Origin of the sequence: Aeromonas schubertii, assembly GCF_000820105.1 — a bacterium.
GTDB classification, from domain to species: Bacteria; Pseudomonadota; Gammaproteobacteria; order Enterobacterales; family Aeromonadaceae; genus Aeromonas; species Aeromonas schubertii.
On record NZ_CDDB01000017.1, the window covers coordinates 25,770 to 42,196 of the forward strand.

The 16,427-nt window shown below is 60.9% G+C and carries 12 protein-coding genes; 6 read left to right on the plus strand and 6 right to left on the minus strand.

Annotated features, from left to right (window positions below; genetic code table 11):
• Window positions 1-8 precede the first annotated feature (8 nt).
• Entirely contained in the window at window positions 9-1,301 is a 1,293-nt protein-coding gene (locus BN1133_RS03445; protein WP_050665157.1) for a 2-hydroxycarboxylate transporter family protein, read from the minus strand.
• A 206-nt stretch (window positions 1,302-1,507) separates the two neighbouring features.
• On the opposite strand from BN1133_RS03445, the gene BN1133_RS03450 reads away from it, so the two are divergent.
• The 3 genes from BN1133_RS03450 to BN1133_RS03460 are packed head-to-tail and all read left to right on the plus strand — an operon-like array spanning window position 1,508 to window position 4,123.
• Window positions 1,508-1,996, plus strand: a complete 489-nt coding sequence (locus BN1133_RS03450) for a MarR family transcriptional regulator (protein ID WP_050665158.1) — start codon at window positions 1,508-1,510, stop codon at window positions 1,994-1,996.
• Window positions 1,986-3,044 carry an HlyD family secretion protein gene (locus BN1133_RS03455; protein WP_050665159.1) on the plus strand — a complete coding sequence of 353 codons (1,059 nt, stop codon included), beginning with the start codon at window positions 1,986-1,988 and terminating at the stop codon, window positions 3,042-3,044. Before BN1133_RS03450 ends, BN1133_RS03455 begins: the two co-directional genes overlap by 11 nt.
• Before the next feature lie 50 nt (window positions 3,045-3,094).
• A complete protein-coding gene (locus BN1133_RS03460; protein ID WP_050665160.1) occupies window positions 3,095-4,123 on the plus strand; it encodes a DUF2955 domain-containing protein in 1,029 nt (342 codons plus the stop codon).
• 821 nt (window positions 4,124-4,944) lie between these two features.
• Here BN1133_RS03460 and BN1133_RS03465 read toward each other — a convergent pair.
• The 5 genes from BN1133_RS03465 to BN1133_RS03485 are packed head-to-tail and all read right to left on the minus strand — an operon-like array spanning window position 4,945 to window position 10,895.
• The gene (locus BN1133_RS03465) at window positions 4,945-5,949 is read right to left on the minus strand and encodes an ABC transporter ATP-binding protein (protein ID WP_050665161.1); all 1,005 of its coding nucleotides are present in this window, start codon (window positions 5,947-5,949) and stop codon (window positions 4,945-4,947) included.
• On the minus strand, window positions 5,946-6,938 hold the full coding sequence (locus BN1133_RS03470; protein WP_169793526.1) for an ABC transporter ATP-binding protein: 993 nt from the start codon (window positions 6,936-6,938) through the stop codon (window positions 5,946-5,948). The genes BN1133_RS03465 and BN1133_RS03470 overlap by 4 nt, the downstream gene beginning before the upstream one ends.
• A 10-nt stretch (window positions 6,939-6,948) precedes the next feature.
• Complete coding sequence (locus BN1133_RS03475; protein WP_050665163.1) at window positions 6,949-8,766, minus strand: extracellular solute-binding protein; 1,818 nt, start codon at window positions 8,764-8,766, stop codon at window positions 6,949-6,951.
• Between the two features lie 56 nt (window positions 8,767-8,822).
• Window positions 8,823-9,866 carry an ABC transporter permease gene (locus tag BN1133_RS03480; RefSeq protein ID WP_050665164.1) on the minus strand — a complete coding sequence of 348 codons (1,044 nt, stop codon included), beginning with the start codon at window positions 9,864-9,866 and terminating at the stop codon, window positions 8,823-8,825.
• A gap of 3 nt (window positions 9,867-9,869) precedes the next feature.
• Complete coding sequence (locus BN1133_RS03485; protein WP_050665165.1) at window positions 9,870-10,895, minus strand: ABC transporter permease subunit; 1,026 nt, start codon at window positions 10,893-10,895, stop codon at window positions 9,870-9,872.
• A gap of 722 nt (window positions 10,896-11,617) precedes the next feature.
• Between BN1133_RS03485 and BN1133_RS03490 the strand changes: the two genes are divergently transcribed.
• The 3 genes from BN1133_RS03490 to BN1133_RS03500 all read left to right on the plus strand — a co-directional run bounded on the left by BN1133_RS03490 (window position 11,618) and on the right by BN1133_RS03500 (window position 16,424).
• Window positions 11,618-14,185, plus strand: a complete 2,568-nt coding sequence (locus tag BN1133_RS03490; protein ID WP_050665166.1) for a TonB-dependent receptor — start codon at window positions 11,618-11,620, stop codon at window positions 14,183-14,185.
• Window positions 14,186-14,295: 110 nt separating this feature from the next.
• Complete coding sequence (locus BN1133_RS03495) at window positions 14,296-15,057, plus strand: DUF3450 domain-containing protein (RefSeq protein ID WP_050665167.1); 762 nt, start codon at window positions 14,296-14,298, stop codon at window positions 15,055-15,057.
• Window positions 15,057-16,424, plus strand: coding sequence for a MotA/TolQ/ExbB proton channel family protein (locus BN1133_RS03500; RefSeq protein WP_050665168.1), 1,368 nt, complete (start codon window positions 15,057-15,059; stop codon window positions 16,422-16,424). Before BN1133_RS03495 ends, BN1133_RS03500 begins: the two co-directional genes overlap by 1 nt.
• The last annotated feature ends 3 nt before the right edge of the window (window positions 16,425-16,427 follow it).

The window sequence follows — 16,427 nt, forward strand, 5'->3', positions numbered from 1 at the left end:
GGGGCTCCTTACACGAACAGAGAGATGAGCAGGGTGGCCAGGATCAGCATGAAGGCGCCGCCGAGCCGTGAGGAGATCTGGGCAAACGGCATCAGCTGCATGCGCCGCGCCGCAGAGAGCACGGCCACATCGCCAGTGCCCCCCATGTTGGCCATGCACAAGCCGCCGGTGATAGCCGCCTCTATGGGGTAGAAGCCGATCATCCGACCCACGATGGCCGCTCCCAGGGCCCCCCCCAGCACGGTGATCAATACCAGCACGAAGTACTGGAGCGAGAAGGCGGCGACCAGCTCGGGGATGCTGGTGTAGGCGACGCCAATCCCCACCAGCAGCGAGGGAGTCAGGTTGGTGACCACAAACTGGTACCAGTCGGCGGCGGCCTCCTCGAAGCGACGAGGCAGAAGACCGCTCACCTTGATGACGGCTACCGCCAGGATCATCAGGGCGAAAGGATGCATGGGAATAAACTTGCCGAGCAGAGAGCCGAGCACAAACATGCTCGAGCTGATGAAGAGGCCGATGCCGAGGCTCTCGAGGGTCGGGGTGCGGCTCGCCTCCTCGGCGGTGGCGCTCTCCTCGCGGATCATCAGGCGACCGTTGCCGGTAAGGCTCGGGAATCGGCGACCCAAGCGGGCCAACAGGCTACCGACCAGGATCGCCAGGGTGTTGGCGATGACCACCGCCGGCACCATGCGCGAGAGCAGCTCGGCGCTGGAGAGGTGCATGGGCCCGGAGAGGATCTCGACCAAGGGAACGGCCCCCGCCCCCATGCCACCGCCCATGATGGGCAAACCGATGAGCAGCACCGCATTCTTGAAGCCGTAACCAAGCAAGGCACCGGCCAGGCCGACGGCCAGCAGGGCCACCGCCACACCGCCGAGGATCACCGGCAGATAACGCATGGCGGCATTTTTCAGCAGGGCTCGGCTCATGCCAAACACGGAGCCGGTCACCAGGCTGGCGATGAAGAAGTTGAGAAAGCCCCCCTCCTTCATGAAGTTGGTGATGACCGCCCCCGCCTCGGCGGGGAGGAGGTGGTATTCAAACAGAGCGGCACCGCCGAAAATGGCGAGTATGGTGCCGCCTCCCAAGTATTCACGCACCGGGGGGATACGCTCGCCGAGCTCGGTCAGCAGGGTACCGAGTACGAACATGAGCGCCAGGGCGCCCACCATGCCAAGAGGCAGAGAGCCATTCCAGCCGGCGTAGAGTACGCAGGCCGAGAAACCGAAGAAGAGCTGCATCGGCATGCCGGCGATCTGCCAGTTGCCGAGGGCGGTGGGGGTAGCGAGGTTTTTCATTGTTATGCTCCAGCACTGTGTGTGATCGGGCACACTCTAGGGATGCAGGCTCCTCCTGTCGGTTAACTCCCCGCCAAAGCCAAATAAAATCATTGAAACCTTTAACGCCAAGCCGCCCCTCTCCAAGGGGGTATCCGTGACCCCCGTCACAAAACCATTTACTTAGCGTGCTAACNNGTTAGCACGCTAAGTAAATGGAGTCCCCCATGGATCACTCTCTCGAACGCCTGCGCGAACTCTCTCTGGCCGAACGCCTCGGTCGTCTCTACCGTCTGTGGGGGCGAGTGGCCGATCAGGAGTTGTTGCCCCTCGGCCTCACCTACCCCCGCTGGACCGCGCTCTGGAAGCTCAAGCGTCTGGGCGATCACATCAGCCAGAAGAGTCTGGCCGATGCCCTCGAGATCGAGGTTGCCTCCCTGATGCGAACCCTGGGTCAGCTCGAAGAGCAGGGACTGGTGAACCGCCACTGCTGCCGCGAGGACAAGCGCGCCCGTATCGTCAGCCTGACCGATGCCGGCCTTGAGCTGCTCGCCCAGATGGAGCAACGCATCATGCAGGCCCGTCACGATCTGCTCGGGAGCGTCGATGAGGCCGAGCTGACCCGCTTCGAGCTGACCCTGGGCAAGATCACCGAGAACGCCCTGGCCCGCCTGGCCAGACACAATCAGCAGGGGTCGCAACAAGATGACACCTGATCAGCAATTTGCCCGTTGGGTGAAGGGGGGCGCCATCGCCTTTGCCCTGCTGTTTGCCTACTTCCTGCTGGCCGATCTCAAGATGCCCCTGACTCCCCAGGCCATGGCCACCCGCGGTGTAGTCAAGGTCGCCCCCCAGGTCAGTGGGCGGCTGATGGCCGTCCATGTGCGCAATAACCAGAGCGTGCACAAAGGCGATCTGCTGTTCGAGCTCGATCCTGCCCCCTTCCGGCTGGCGGTCGAGCAGGCCCAACTGGCCCTGGAGCAGGCCAGACAGGAGAACGCCAGGCTCGATGCCAACATAGCCGCCGCCGACGCCGATCTGAGTGCGGCAAACACCCGCTACCAACTGGCCGAGCGTCAGGCGCGCCGGGTCAATGCCCTCTATGAGCGCCACCTCATCGCCCAGCAACAGAAAGAGGATGCCGATGGGGCGCTGCGCACGGCACAAGCCGCCCTGGAGGCAAGCCAGGCCACCCTGGTCCAGCTCAAGGTGAGTCGCGGCGAATCGGGCGAGGCCAACCTGCGCCTGCGCCAGGCACATAACAATCTGGAGCGGGCCACCCTCAACCTGGCCTACAGCAGGGTGAGCGCCGAGCAAGATGGGGTGGTCACCAACCTGCAGCTGGAGCAGGGGGCCTACGCCGCCGCCGGCAGCCCGCTGCTGGCACTGGTGGCCGATCAGCTGGAGGTGATCGCCGATTTTCGCGAGAAGGCACTGCGCGGTGCCGAGCAGGGAGACAGGGCACTGGTGGTCTTCGATGGCAGGCCGGGCAGCCTCTATCCGGCCCATATCGACAGCCTGGATGCCGGGGTGAGCGCCGGCCAGTTCGACGCCAACGGCCAGCTCGCCACCCCGACCCAGTCGGATCGCTGGGTGCGGGATGCCCAGCGACTGCGCCTGCGCCTGCATCTCGATGAGGTGGCGCAGACCCGGCTCCCCTCCGGGGCGCGAGCCACCGTACAACTGCTCCCCGAGAACCCCCTGCTCGCCCTGCTGGCCAGGGCCCAGATCACCCTGATCAGCCTGCTGCACTACATCTACTGATAACCGGCCGCCACCCCGTCGATGCGAGGCTGGCGGCTCGAGGAGTCTGCATGTCTTTCACCGCCCCCCTCAGCGGGGATCAACTGCGCCGCTGCCTGCGTATCGCCAGCGGTGCCACCCTGGGGTTTCTCCTGTGCAAGGTGATGAACTGGAACTATGGGGTCTTCTTCACCGTGACCCCCATGCTGCTGCTGGGCACTGTGCCCATCCTCAATCGCCAGGTGACGCTGCAACTGCTGGCGGCGCCCCTGGTCAGCACTCTGGAAGTGGGCCTGCTGGGGGGGATCTTCGGCGGCTATCCCCTGCTCATGACCCCCATCGTCTTTGGGTTGTTTCTCTACCGCTTTGCCTGCATGTCGAGGGGCAACCTGTTTCTCTTTGGCGCCAACGGTGTCCTGATCCTCAGCATCATGCTCCACTTCGCCAGCTACCCCGGCACGGATCTCAACGACCTCTTCCTGAGCACCCTGATGGGCAATGCCTTCTCGGCCATGGTCGCCTGGCTGCTGGTCTCACTCTTTCCCGACAGCGAGCCACCGGCAAGCCCGGCGCCGGCGCCCAAGCCTTCCCACCGTCTGCGTCATGAGGCGCTGCTGGGTGCCACCCTGGCCACCCTCTCCTTCGTGGTGTTTCAGATCTGCGATCTGAGCGACTCCATGTCGGCCCAGGCCACCACCCTGATGCTGCTCTTTCCCATGAACTGGAATGGCGCCCTCACCTATGCCCGCAAGCGGGCCCTGGGCACCCTGCTCGGGGTCGGCGTGGGACTGGGGATGCAACTGCTGCTCTATGACTGGTCGGGAGTACTACTGCTGGTCACCCCCCTGCTCTGGCTGGGGTGCATGGTGCTGGCCAGGATCCACGTAGGCGAAGGGGGATCCGGCATCGGTTTCGGGGCTCTCTCCACCCTCGGCATCCTTTTTGGGCAATATCTCTCACCCAATCGGGATCTGGTCTTCAGCGCCCTCTATCGAGTCAGCAGTATTGGTGTGGCCATAGTGGTCACCCTGGCTCTGTGTTATCTATTACACCAACTGCTAAACCGATTTGAGGCGACGCGATATGGCACCCAGGCCTGAACATTTATTCCCGTAGTAACAGATCAATATTTTCTGCCGTCAACATTGGCTCGTCATGATCATATTCAGTATGAGGTTCCATCACCGTCTCGACGTCACTTAGCAGCGCGTCAATAATGAGCTCGCTCGGTAACATAGCCGTGTATCCTCTGGAGGCCAGAAAGAGGGACCATAAAAAGAGTAGTCGCTCTCTCATATCCACTGCCAGACAAATAGCGCTATTTATTATTGCGCCTGCGCCTCCAGCAGAGATGAGATAAATTATTTCAGCAACGGGGACAGGAAATAGACCAAGGTGGATCCTTTATCTAATGTAATTGCCCACCGGTCACGCCACCTAATATTGCGGACATCTCCTTGGTAAAATTGGCACCTTTTGATGCTCATTCGGCACATAACACGAGAGGGAAGTCGCCTGAAAACGGCTCCATAAGCATCACTGCTGTGAAAACCCTTTCCAGAAAATTATGTAAATAAACAACAAATTTTATTGATCCAGCTCACAAACCCACCTAGGATTGCTCCTGTGACGCAGGTCACACCAACCACAAAGAGGTGAGTTATGTTTGAACATCTGGCAGTGCTTTTCCACCTGAAAGGGGTGACTGACAAGGGTCGTAACGAGAAGGTCGCCTATGCACCGGCAACCCGCAACTACTACTTCCGCTACGGTGCCTGAGCACCACTTTGTTGTAAAATTACAAACATCATGACCGCAGTGCCCACAAGGCACTGACCCGCCCAGGCCTGTTCAGGCCAACCTGAAACTCCACACACAGACGAAAATGGGGCCCAGGGCCCCATTATTTCATTCCATCACCTCAGATCGCGCGATCGAGGTACACCTGGTTATGCACCCCGCTGGCTGGCAGAGGGTGGTGACAGGCCACCTGGTGCCCCTCACCCGCGAGGGCTGGCGCCTCACTGCGGCAGCGCTCGCTCGCGTAGGGACAACGCTGATGGAAGTGGCAACCCGGTGGCGGTGCGATGGGAGACGGCACATCACCGGTGAGCAGGATGCGCTGGCTGCGCCGACGGGGATCCGGCACCGGGATGGCCGAGATGAGCGCCTGGGTGTAGGGGTGACGCGGCGCCTGATAGAGCTCGCTGGCCTCGGCCAGTTCGACCACCCGACCCAGATACATGACGGCGATGCGATCCGAGATGTGCTTCACCACCGACAGGTCGTGGGCGATGAAGATCATGGCAAGATCCATCTCCCGCTGCAGGCTGAGCAGCAGGTTCACGATCTGGGACTGCACCGAGACATCGAGGGCCGAGACCGCCTCGTCACACACCAGCAGCTTGGGCTTGAGGGCGATGGCACGGGCGATGCCGATACGCTGACGCTGACCACCCGAGAATTCATGGGGATAGCGTTCGGCGGCGGTGGCGGGCAGCCCCACCTTCTCGAGCAGCTCGCGCACCCAGAGACGTCGCTCGTCACTGGTGCCCTTGCCGTGGATGATGAAGGGCTCCTCCAGGATCTGACCGACCGTGTGGCGCGCATTGAGCGACTCCATCGGGTCTTGAAAGACGATCTGCATCTCCTGGCGCAACGAGCGCATCTCCCGGGGAGAGAGGGTGGTAATGTCGCGCCCCTCGAAGGTGATGGATCCTGCGGTGGGCTCGAACAATTTGAGCAGGGTGCGCCCCAGGGTGGACTTGCCGCAGCCGGACTCCCCCACCAGGCCAAGGGTCTCGCCCCGGCGCAGGGAGAGGCTGATGCCGTCGACCGCATAGACCTTGTAGTTGCGCTGCAAGAAGCCGCCGCCCATGGCGAAGTGCTGCTTGAGATCCGTGATGGTGAGCAGTGGCTGGGTCATGCTCTCACCTCCTTCCAGTGGTGACAGGCCACGCTGTGATCCCGGGCCAGCAGCTCGATGGCCGGCACCTGACCCACGCACAGCTCGGTGGCATGAGGGCAACGGTTGGAGAAGCGGCAACCGGCCGGCATCTCGGCGAGGGAAGGCACCTGCCCGCGGATGGTCTTGAGCAGGGTCTTGGGCTCGTCTTCGAGGCGCGGAATCGAATCCATCAGGCCATGGGTATAAGGATGGCACGGCCGCTCGAACAGCTCGAACACATCCGCCTGCTCCACGGCCCGGCCGGCATACATGACCACCACCTCGTCACACATCTCGGCGACCACGCCGAGATCGTGGGTGATAAAGAGGATGGCCATGCCATTTTGCTCTTGCAGCTCCTTCATCAGATCGAGGATCTGGGCCTGAATGGTCACATCCAGCGCCGTGGTGGGCTCGTCACAGATGAGCAGGGCCGGCTCGCAGGCCAGCGCCATGGCGATCATCACCCGCTGGCGCATGCCCCCCGACAGGTTATGGGGGTAGTTGCCGTAGCGCCGTTCCGGCTCCGGGATCCCCACCTTGCGCAACATGGCGATGGCCGCCTCCTTGCGCTGGCGCCGATCGTAGTCGGGGCGGTGCAGTTCATACACCTCGGCGAGCTGCTCCCCTATGGTCTTGACCGGGTTCAGGGCCGTCATCGGCTCCTGGAAGATCATCGAGATGCGGTTGCCACGCACCTTGTAGAGCGCCTCGGTGGGCAGATCCAGCAGCTCTTCCCCCTCCAGGCGGATGGAGCCCCCCACCACACGGCCGTGGGGCTTGGGTAACAGCCCCATGACGGCGAGCGAGGTGACGCTCTTGCCACAGCCCGACTCACCGACGATCCCCAGAGTCTGTCCCGGGCGCACCGCGAAGCTGACGCCGTCGAGAACCCTCACACAGCCATCATCGACGCTGAACTCCACCGCGAGGTCACGAACCTCGAGCAGGGGCTTGCTCTGCTCCATGCCCGCCTCCTCAACCATGCTGCCAGCTCTTGTCGACCAGCACGACCGGCTCCAGCGCCTTGCCGGAGGACTTGTCACTCATCACCTCTTTACGCTTGCCCTCGTCGATCCAGAGCAGGCCGCCGGAGCTGTGGGGATAACCGTCCATGGGCCAGTAGAGGAGATCCGGGGTGTTCTTGGTGGCCGGCACGGCGGGCAGCATCACATAGCGCCAGCTGGAGGCGCGCACATAGTTGAGGGCATAGCCGGGTACGAAAATGGCGAGATCATAGATGCGTTGCTGGATCTGGCGCGACAGGTCGGCACGCTTGTCCAGATCGAACTCCTTGCCATAGGCATCGATGAGCGCGTCGAGCGCCTTGTCGGCCACGTTGAAGAAGTTGTTGGTCTGGGGTTTGTTGGCGTTATCCGAGTGGAACGACTCCCAGTACTGGGGATAGAGGCCGCCGCCGCCCCAACCGAGCCAGGCCGCCTCATGCTTCTTCTCCAGCATGGCCTTGAAGCCGGTAGCGCCATCGACCAGGTTGAGCTCGAGATCCAGGCCGGCGCGCTTGGCCTCCTCTTTGAGGAAGCTCAGCCGCTTGGCGTGTTCGGAGACGGTAAAGGTGACCGCCAGGGTGAGGCGCTCGCCCTTGTCATTGACCAGGATGCCGTCCGGTCCCTGCTTGGTGTAGCCGGCCTTGGCGAAGTAGTCACGGGCCTTCTGCACGTCGTAGGCACGCTCCGGCAACGTCATATCGGTGAAGGGGCCAAAACCCGAACCGAAGGTGGTGGCACGCACATAGTCACCGCGCAGCACGGTGGCGATCATCTTGTCCATGTTGATGGCGTGCTCGATGCCGAGGCGCACGTTGAGATCGGCAAGCCGGGGCACGGAAGTGTTCAGGTGCAGCCCCTGGCCACCCTGCTTGGTATCGGTGTAAGCCATCACCTTCTGAATGTAACCCTTGTCGAACTCGGGTCCCTTGGCCTTCTCGTGCCACCAGGTGGGCTGGATCATCTCGAAGCTGTCGAGCTCCCCTTTCAGGAAGTGACGAAACGCTATGTTCTGATCGCGGATCACCTTGACGTGCACCTTGTCGATGTTGAAGCGGTGCTGGAAGAAGCGATCGTCCCTGGCCCACCAATCCTTCTGGCGGCTGAAGGTGACCGATTTTCCCTTCTTCACGTCGCTGATGACGTAGGGGCCCGTGGTCGGGACTATGGCCCAGTTGTACTGCTTCACCCAGTTGGGGGTGAGCTTGTAGAAGTGCTTGGGCTGGGGCCACAGCTCGGTGGTGTTGAGCAGATCCAGCTTGCCCTTGGCACTGCCCGCCTTGACCTTGATGGTGTGCTCGTCAACCTTGCTCACCTCGATCACTTCGGTGGTGTAGTAGTTGTTGAACCAGGGCCCCTTGATGTGGGGCGAGCGCATCATCTCATAGCCAAAGGTGTAATCCTCGGCCACCACAGGTTTGCCATCGGACCACTTGGCGCGCGGATCGAGCCTGAAGTAGACGGTCTGGTTGTCCGGGGCAATCGCCCAGTGAGTGGCCAGCGCCGGGATCGGGTTGCCGGTATTGGGGTGAAAGCTGATGAGCCGCAACTGGTTATCGAGAATAAAGGAGCGGAACGAACCGTTGGAGTCGGGCCCCACGGTGCGGAAAGTGAGCGGGAAGCTGTCCACGTAGAGGTTCAGCGTGCCCCCCTGCCTGGCGTCCGGCGAGGCGAACACGGGATCCGTGTCGTTGGTCTCCCAGGTGAGCCCTTCCGGCAGGGCCTCGGCCCACACCAGAGTCCCGTTCACCAGCAGCAAGAAGCCACCTATCCATTTGATTTTATTATTCATCCTTGAACTCCAGAGCGCCTGGTTGTGGCGCAGCACCAAATTTTGACGAGAGAGGCTTATTCGTAACGGGTGAACTTGCGCGGGTCGAATGCCTCACGCACCGCCTCACCGATGAACGAGACCATGATAAGCACGGCGCTCACCGCCGCCACCACAGAGCTCACGATCCAGATGGCGTCGAGGTTGTTGATCCCCTGGGAGAGCAGCTCACCCCAGCTCGGGGTGGGCGGCGCCAGACCAAAGCCGAGGTAATCGAGCGCAGTCAGGGTCGAGATGTTACCGACCACGGCAAAGGGGGCCAGGGTCACCACCATCACCAGGGTGTTGGGCAATATGTGGTGGAAGATGATGCGCCCGGTCGCGGCACCTTGCGCCCGCGCCGCCATCACGTAGTCACGCGCCCGCTCCTTGTAGGTCAGGGTCCGCATATACCAGGTGATCCCCATCCAGCCAAACAGCACGTTGATGCCGACGAACAGGCCGAAGTTGGGCTTGGTGAGCGACACCAGGATCATGATGACGTAGAGGAAGGGGACCTGGGACCAGATCTCGATGAAGCGCTGCATCACCAGATCGAAGCGCCCGCCGAGGAAGCCCATCATGCAGCCGACGGCGACGCCGATGACGTAGCTCGCGACCAGGGCGATAAAGGCAAAACCGATGGCGATACGAAAGCCATACACCAGGCGCGCCAGCACGTCTCGTCCGCTGGTGTCGGTGCCGAGGAAGTGGCGATCGAGAAGAGTGGGGGCATAAGGAGGATAGGCATCTTCCTTGAAGTCTTGCTCATAGGGGTTCCAGGGCACAGGGGGCAGCAGCACCCAGTCACCCTGATCCTCGGCGGCCAGCTTGGCCTTGAGCTGGCGATAGTTGGTCTCGTAGTCGTAATCGAGGCCGAAGCGGCTGCCCGGGATCACGTCCCCGTAGGTGGGGAAGTAGAGTTGCCCCTGATAGCTCACCACCAGGGCACGGCTGTTGACCAGCATCTCGGCGGCGCAGGAGAGCAGTACCAAAACCGAAAACAGGATAAAGGAGTAATAACCGCGCTTGATGGAGGCGAAGCGCTTGAGTTTCTTGCGGGTAACGGGACTCAGTTGCATGGCTTACTCCCCGAAGCGTACGCGTGGGTCGACCAGGGCGACACAGATATCCGAGAGGATATTGCCCAGCAGCATCAACACCGAGGTAATGGCCAATATGCCCATCACGGTCGGATAGTCGCGCTCGACGATCGCCTCGTAACCGAGCAGACCGATGCCGTCGATGTTGAAGATGGTCTCGATGAGGAAGGAGCCGCCGAAGAAGACGGTCAGCACGCTGCCAAAGTGGCTGGCGATGGGGATCAGGCTGTTGCGCATGGCATGACGGGTGACCGCCTTGCGAAACGGCAACCCCTTGGCCACGGCAGTGCGCACGTAGTCGGCCGAGAGGTTCTCCATCAGGCTGTTCTTCATGGTCATGGTGAGCACGGCAAAGTCACCGATCGCATAGGCGATGAGGGGCAGCAGGGCGTGGGCGAAGACGGTGCTCACCTTCTCCCAGTGACTCTCCAGATATTCGTAGTCATCGCCGGGGAAGCCGCCCATGGGGAGCCACTCGAGATGGAACGCGAAGACGGTGATGAGGAATATCCCCACTACATAAGCGGGCAGCGCATAGGCGGTATAGATAAACATGGAGCTGGCCGAGTCGAAGCGGCTGTTATGACGCAGCGCCTTGGCGATACCGAGCGGTATCGAGACCAGATAACTCAAGAGAAAGGTGGCGACCCCGAAGAAGGCGGTGACGGGCAGCCGCTCCTTGATGAGATCCCACACCGGCTCGTAGTAGCGGGTAGACTCCCCCAGATCCAGCTTCACCAGCTTCTGCAGCCACTCCCAGTAGGCCACTAGCATGGGCTTGTCGAGACCATAGAAGGCCTTGAGCTCTTCGATCTGTTCATCGGAAAGCGCCTGGGCCCCCTTGCTGGCGGTGGAGCGATGCCCCTCCCCCTGCGCGACCTGAGCCTGCAGCAACATGCGCTCTACCGGACCACCGGGAACGAAGCGGGTAATGGTGAAGACGAGCAGGGTGATGCCCAGAAACGTGGGTATGATGAGCAGTGCCCGACGTAGAAAATACGACAGCATGGCGTCTTGCGACCTCGTCCTTGTTGTTTTAATTAGCGATCAGTCAATTCCAATGACCAATCCATCCTTCCTGGCATTACTGACTGGGTTATCGGCCTGAACACAGACAACCCGCAGGGCCACTGTAAGAAGTTTGCAATAAAAATCAAGCACCATGAGTGCCATAAAGCGCCCAATGCAACTTTCTTCACGCAAGATACAATTTGAAACAAAATGCTAAATCGCCCCCATGACGGCTACGCGGTGAAAACGATTACCGGCGAGGTGGCCGGCCTTGAATGGCGCCAAGAAACAAAGATAAACAACTGTTTTAAAAGGATAAAAAGACCCAATAACGACAGGCGGAGATGAGAAGACGCCGCAGACACACAAAATTTTACAAAGACAAGATCAAAACCTACAAAATCAATACATCAATCTATTAATAGATAAAAAAACAGCATTTTTTAACCACAGACCCATTAATCAACAATAAGTTCCCTGTGAGTATGATCTTTGCAGACATCCGCCCGAACATAGAAACTTAACCTCAGCTTAACCACTCAAATCAAGATAATTACCTGCCTATCAATAAAACCACGATATAACACTCCAAAAACACCGCCGCATCCTTTCCGTTACAACCACGTTGACGCACGACCGACAAACTTGATAAGCGTAATAGCCACCACCCGAGGGTGGACCGGAAGCAAACAAAACAAACAATCAGGAAGGATAAAGCGATGCTAAGGAAAAGCAGACTCTCTGCTGCGGTCGCGTTCGCCCTTGCGAGCGCCGCAGTAGTAGCCACCCCTGTCTCTGCCGCCGAAGAGGGGCAGAACGTCGAGAAACTCCAGAAGATCAAGGTGACCGGTTCCCGTATCTCCCGCGTTGACGTGGAAGGGGCCACCCCGGTCGTCTCCGTCTCCAAGGCCAAGATTGAGCAATCCGGTCAACAGACCGTGGCCGACTACCTGAAACAGGCCTCTTATAACTCCTTTGGCGGCATTTCACCGTCTTCCGGCAGCTCGGCCCAATCTCAGGCCTCCGTCGGTCTGCGCGGTCTGGGCTCGGAGCGTACCCTGGTACTGCTCAACGGCAAACGGATCGCCGGCTCCCCCTCCATGGGCGGCACCTCCATCAACCTCAACACCATCCCGATGGCTGCCGTCGAGCGCATCGAAGTGAACCTGGACGGTGGCTCGGCCCTGTATGGTTCTGACGCCATCGGCGGCGTCATCAACGTCGTGCTCAAGGAAGATTTCGACGGCCTGCTGTTCCAGGGTCGCCTCGGCAGCCCCAGCGAAGAGGGCGGCGACGAGAAGAGCGGCTCCATCGTCACCGGCATCACAGGTGAGAAGGGCTCTCTGACCATGGTCTACGAGCATGACGTCAAGGACGTCATCTACATGCGTGACCGTGACTACCTCGCCAAACAGGGTGCCACTGCACCGAGCCTCTACGGCCGCAATATCAAGGGAACGGACCCTGTGACCGGCAAGCCGGTGACCAAGACCCTGGATGGTATCGATTGCGCCAACACAGGCCCGGGTTTTGTCACCAAGGGCACCGCCTGCCGCTTCGACTTCGCCCAGGTGGCCGCCCAGACCGCCTCCCGTACCCGTGACACCATCTACGTCAACGGCCGCTACCACATCAACGACAACGTGGACTTCGTGCCCCAGGTGATCGGCTCCCGGGTCACCAGTTTCGGCCGCTTTGCCCCGGCTGCCGCCCCCTTCACCGTTAAGGGCGGCACCGCCGGCGGCGATGCGGTGCTGGCCGCCAACGGCTTCGATACCGGTGTCGGCGAGAAGGCGACCGTCTACTACCGCTTCAGCAACGTCGGCCCCCGTGACAACGACGTCACCGACCTGACCGGCACCCTGAACCTCGGCTTCGAAGGCACGCTGCCGACCGAAGCCGTGGGGGATGTGGAGTGGAACGCGGGCTACATGTACTCCAAGACCGATAACAAGAACAAGGGATCCGGCTATGTGCTGAATCCGTCGGTCCAAAGACTGGTCGACAGCGGGGAGTTCAAGGACGGCGAGTTCTCCCCCAGCGCCACCAGCGACCTCTCCTACGACACCAGCCGCAACTCCAAGATGGACTTCTTCCAGTGGTACGGCGGTCTGGGGTGGGACATGGGCGAACTGCCCGCCGGCCCCGTCAGCTGGTACCTGGGTGCCGAGTACAACGACTGGAGCTACAGCGACACCTATGACAGCCAGTCTGCGGCCGGTAACGTGCTGGGCTCCTCCGGTAACTCCGGCAGCGGTGTGCGTGACGTCTTCGCCACCTACATCGAGAGCCTGATCCCCATCACAGAGCAGATCGAGCTGAACCTGGCCGGTCGTTACGACAAGTACAGCGACTTCGGCAGCGCCTTCTCGCCCAAGGCGAGCCTGCGCTACCAGCCGCTGGACAACCTGATGTTCCGTACCTCCTGGTCCCAGTCGTTCCGCGCCCCGGGTCTGGACGACCTGTACGCCGCTGATGCCGACTCTGCCGACTTCGCCAAGGACTACGTTGCCTGCCAGGCCAACGGTATCGCCAACTGCCCGGAAGAGCAGTACAGCACCGTCCGCCAGTCCAACAAGAACCTGAAGGAAGAGACCGCCGATACCTTTGGCATCGGTGTCGCCTACAACCCGCTGGATAATCTGAATCTGAGCCTCGATTACTACTACATCAAGATCGATGACGTGATTCAGCTGGCTACCACCCAGACCCAGTTCTATCAGGAGCTGAACACCGGCAGTAACCCGAACGTCATCCGTGATGCCAACGGTGACGTCGAGATGGTCTACGCCGGTATGGTTAACCTGGGTCAACTCAAGACCTCGGGCCTCGACTTCAAGGTGGACTACAAGTACGACTTCAACGTTGCCACCGTGCGCACCGACTTCAGCAGCACCTACATCCTCAAGTATGAAGAGGGTCTGTTTGCCGGTGGTCCCATGGTCGACAAGAAGGGCTGGAACGGTCGTCCCGACTTCCGCTTCAACTCCGGTGTCGGTGTGAACGTCCCCGAGTGGTGGAACTTCGACGCCTACCTGAGCGCCAACTACATCGACTCCCAGAGCCAGGACTACGTGGATGGTCAGGAGACAGGTCACATCGCCTCCAACACCACCTGGAACCTGAACCTGGCCGTCGACACCAGCTGGAACGGCAAGATCCAGGCCGGCGTGAAGAACATGTTCAATCGTGGCCCCTCCCTCTCGGATGATGGCTTCACCTACGACGACTACCTCTACAGCATCGACGGTCGCGTCTACTACATCGACTACACCCAGAAATTCTGATAGGCCAACCCGCCTGACAGAACCAAGGCCGGCCCCATCGGGCCGGCCTTACCCCAGGTCCAAGGAAGTGATGGAGATAGGGTAATCCTATGAAAACAAGGACTATTACAATGAAAAAAGCGCTCCTCGGCAGCCTGATCTCGGCCGCCCTGTTGACCAGCTTTGCATCGAGTGCCGCCCCGGCCAACCAGGCCGTCGACACCCAAGCCGCCACCAATCAGGCCGCCAAGGCCTCTCAGCAAAAAATCGATAACTACGCCGAGGCAGCCGACACCGCCCTGGCTCAGTACAAGGCCGCCCTGCGCCAGCTCGACAGCCTCAAGGCTTACAACGAGCAGGTCGCCAAGATGGTCGACTCCCAGCAAGGAGAGCTCGTCTCCATGCAAAAGCAGATCGAGCAGATCGATCAGACCAGCACCGAAGTGGTGCCCCTGATGCTCAAGATGATCGACTCCCTGGAGCAGTTCGTCGCCCTGGATCTGCCGTTCCAGAAGGTGGAGCGCGAAGACCGCGTCGCCGCCCTGACCGACCTGATGAACCGGGCCGACGTCACCATCTCCGAGAAGTACCGCAAGATCCTGGAAGCCTACCAGATCGAAGAGGGCTTCAGCCGCACCATCGAGGCCTACAAGGCCAGCCTGGAGAAAGATGGCAGCGAGAAGACTTATGAGTTCCTGCGCGTGGGCCGCATCGCCCTGCTCTATCAGTCCCCGGATGGACAAGAGACCGGCATGTGGAACAAGAAGACCCGCCAGTGGGAGCCCCTGCCCGATGAGTACCGCAGTGCCGTAGAGCAGGGCCTGCGTATCGCCAAGAAGCAGGCGCCTCCCGCCCTCATCAAGCTGCCGGTCCAGACTGCGGAGAAAGCATAATGAAAGGAATCAAACATGCCGTCGCCGCGCTGATCGCCGGCGCCACCCTCTTTGCCCTGCCGACCACGGCGGCAGAGAAACCGGTGGATCTCAACGCCCTGCTGAGCCAGATCAAGAGCGAGAGCGCCGCCGAAACCAGGCTCAACGCCGACCGCGAGGCCCGTTTCCTCGCCGACAAGAACCAGCAGGCCTCCCTGCTGGCCAAGGCCCAGGCCGATCTCAACGCCGAAATCGCCCGTGGCGAGCAGCTCAAGACCCGCTTCGATGCCAACGACAAGCAGCTGACCGAACTCACCGATACCCTGCGCCAGCGCGCCGGCAACATGGGTGAGATGTTCGGGGTCTTGCGTCAGTTCGCCGGCGAGTTCAAGGGGATCTTCAACGCCTCGGCCCTGCGCCTGCAGCACCCGGATCAAGCCCAGCTGCTGACCAAACTGGCCGAGAGTAAGGAGCTTCCCTCCTCCGACGAGCTCTCCCTGTTCTGGACCACCATCCTCAGCCGCATGGTCGATGCCGGCAAGGTGACCCAGTTCCCGGCCACCATCGTCTATGGCGAGGGTAACCAGGCCGAGCACACCGTCACCCAGATCGGTGAATTCAACACGGTCGCCGACGGTAAATACCTCACCTTCGTGCCCGAAACCGGCAAGTTTGAACAGCTCGCCCGCCAGCCCGACAGCGCCGTGCTCAAGCCGGTTGCCGACTTCGAGCAGGCTGATAGCAGCGTCAAGCCGCTCTTTATCGACCCCTCCCGCGGGGTGATCCTCTCCCTGCTGGTGCAATCCCCGACCCTCAAGGAGCGTATCGACCAGGGGGGTGCCGTCGGTTACGTGATCCTGGCCCTGGGCGCCCTGGGTGTGCTGCTGGCCCTCTTCATCGGTGCCCGCCTCTCCCTCATCGGCAGTGCCATGCGCAAGCAGCTCAAGTCTGACGCCGTGATCGAGGGCAATGCCATCGGCGAGATGCTGGAGGCCTACCAGGGTCACCGCGGCGACAATATTGAAGATCTCGAGTCCAAGCTCGACGAGATCATCCTGCGCAACGTGCCCAAGCTCGAGAAGGGGATCAGCATCATCAAGCTCATCGCTTCGGTCGCTCCGCTGCTGGGTCTGCTGGGTACCGTGGTCGGTATGATCGCCACCTTCCAGGCCATCACCCTGTTCGGTACCGGTGATCCCAAGCTGATGGCCGGCGGCATCTCCGAAGCCCTGGTCACCACCATGCAGGGTCTGGTCGTGGCCGTGCCCATGCTGTTCCTCTACACCCTGGTTAACACCCAGAGCCGTCGCCTGATCCAGGTGCTGGAAGAGCAGAGCGCCGGTTTCGTGGCCCGTTATCAGGAGCGCCTGCACGCCAAGGCAGCCTAAGGA

Coding starts and splice junctions, on each gene's coding strand:
- BN1133_RS03465 (WP_050665161.1), bottom strand. CDS start 5,949: ATGACCCAGCCACTGCTCACCATCACGGATCTCAAGCAGCACTTCGCC.
- BN1133_RS03445 (WP_050665157.1), bottom strand. CDS start 1,301: ATGAAAAACCTCGCTACCCCCACCGCCCTCGGCAACTGGCAGATCGCC.
- BN1133_RS03485 (WP_050665165.1), bottom strand. CDS start 10,895: ATGCTGTCGTATTTTCTACGTCGGGCACTGCTCATCATACCCACGTTT.
- BN1133_RS03470 (WP_169793526.1), bottom strand. CDS start 6,938: ATGGAGCAGAGCAAGCCCCTGCTCGAGGTTCGTGACCTCGCGGTGGAG.
- BN1133_RS03460 (WP_050665160.1), top strand. CDS start 3,095: ATGTCTTTCACCGCCCCCCTCAGCGGGGATCAACTGCGCCGCTGCCTG.
- BN1133_RS03495 (WP_050665167.1), top strand. CDS start 14,296: ATGAAAAAAGCGCTCCTCGGCAGCCTGATCTCGGCCGCCCTGTTGACC.
- BN1133_RS03475 (WP_050665163.1), bottom strand. CDS start 8,766: ATGAATAATAAAATCAAATGGATAGGTGGCTTCTTGCTGCTGGTGAAC.
- BN1133_RS03490 (WP_050665166.1), top strand. CDS start 11,618: ATGCTAAGGAAAAGCAGACTCTCTGCTGCGGTCGCGTTCGCCCTTGCG.
- BN1133_RS03480 (WP_050665164.1), bottom strand. CDS start 9,866: ATGCAACTGAGTCCCGTTACCCGCAAGAAACTCAAGCGCTTCGCCTCC.
- BN1133_RS03455 (WP_050665159.1), top strand. CDS start 1,986: ATGACACCTGATCAGCAATTTGCCCGTTGGGTGAAGGGGGGCGCCATC.
- BN1133_RS03450 (WP_050665158.1), top strand. CDS start 1,508: ATGGATCACTCTCTCGAACGCCTGCGCGAACTCTCTCTGGCCGAACGC.
- BN1133_RS03500 (WP_050665168.1), top strand. CDS start 15,057: ATGAAAGGAATCAAACATGCCGTCGCCGCGCTGATCGCCGGCGCCACC.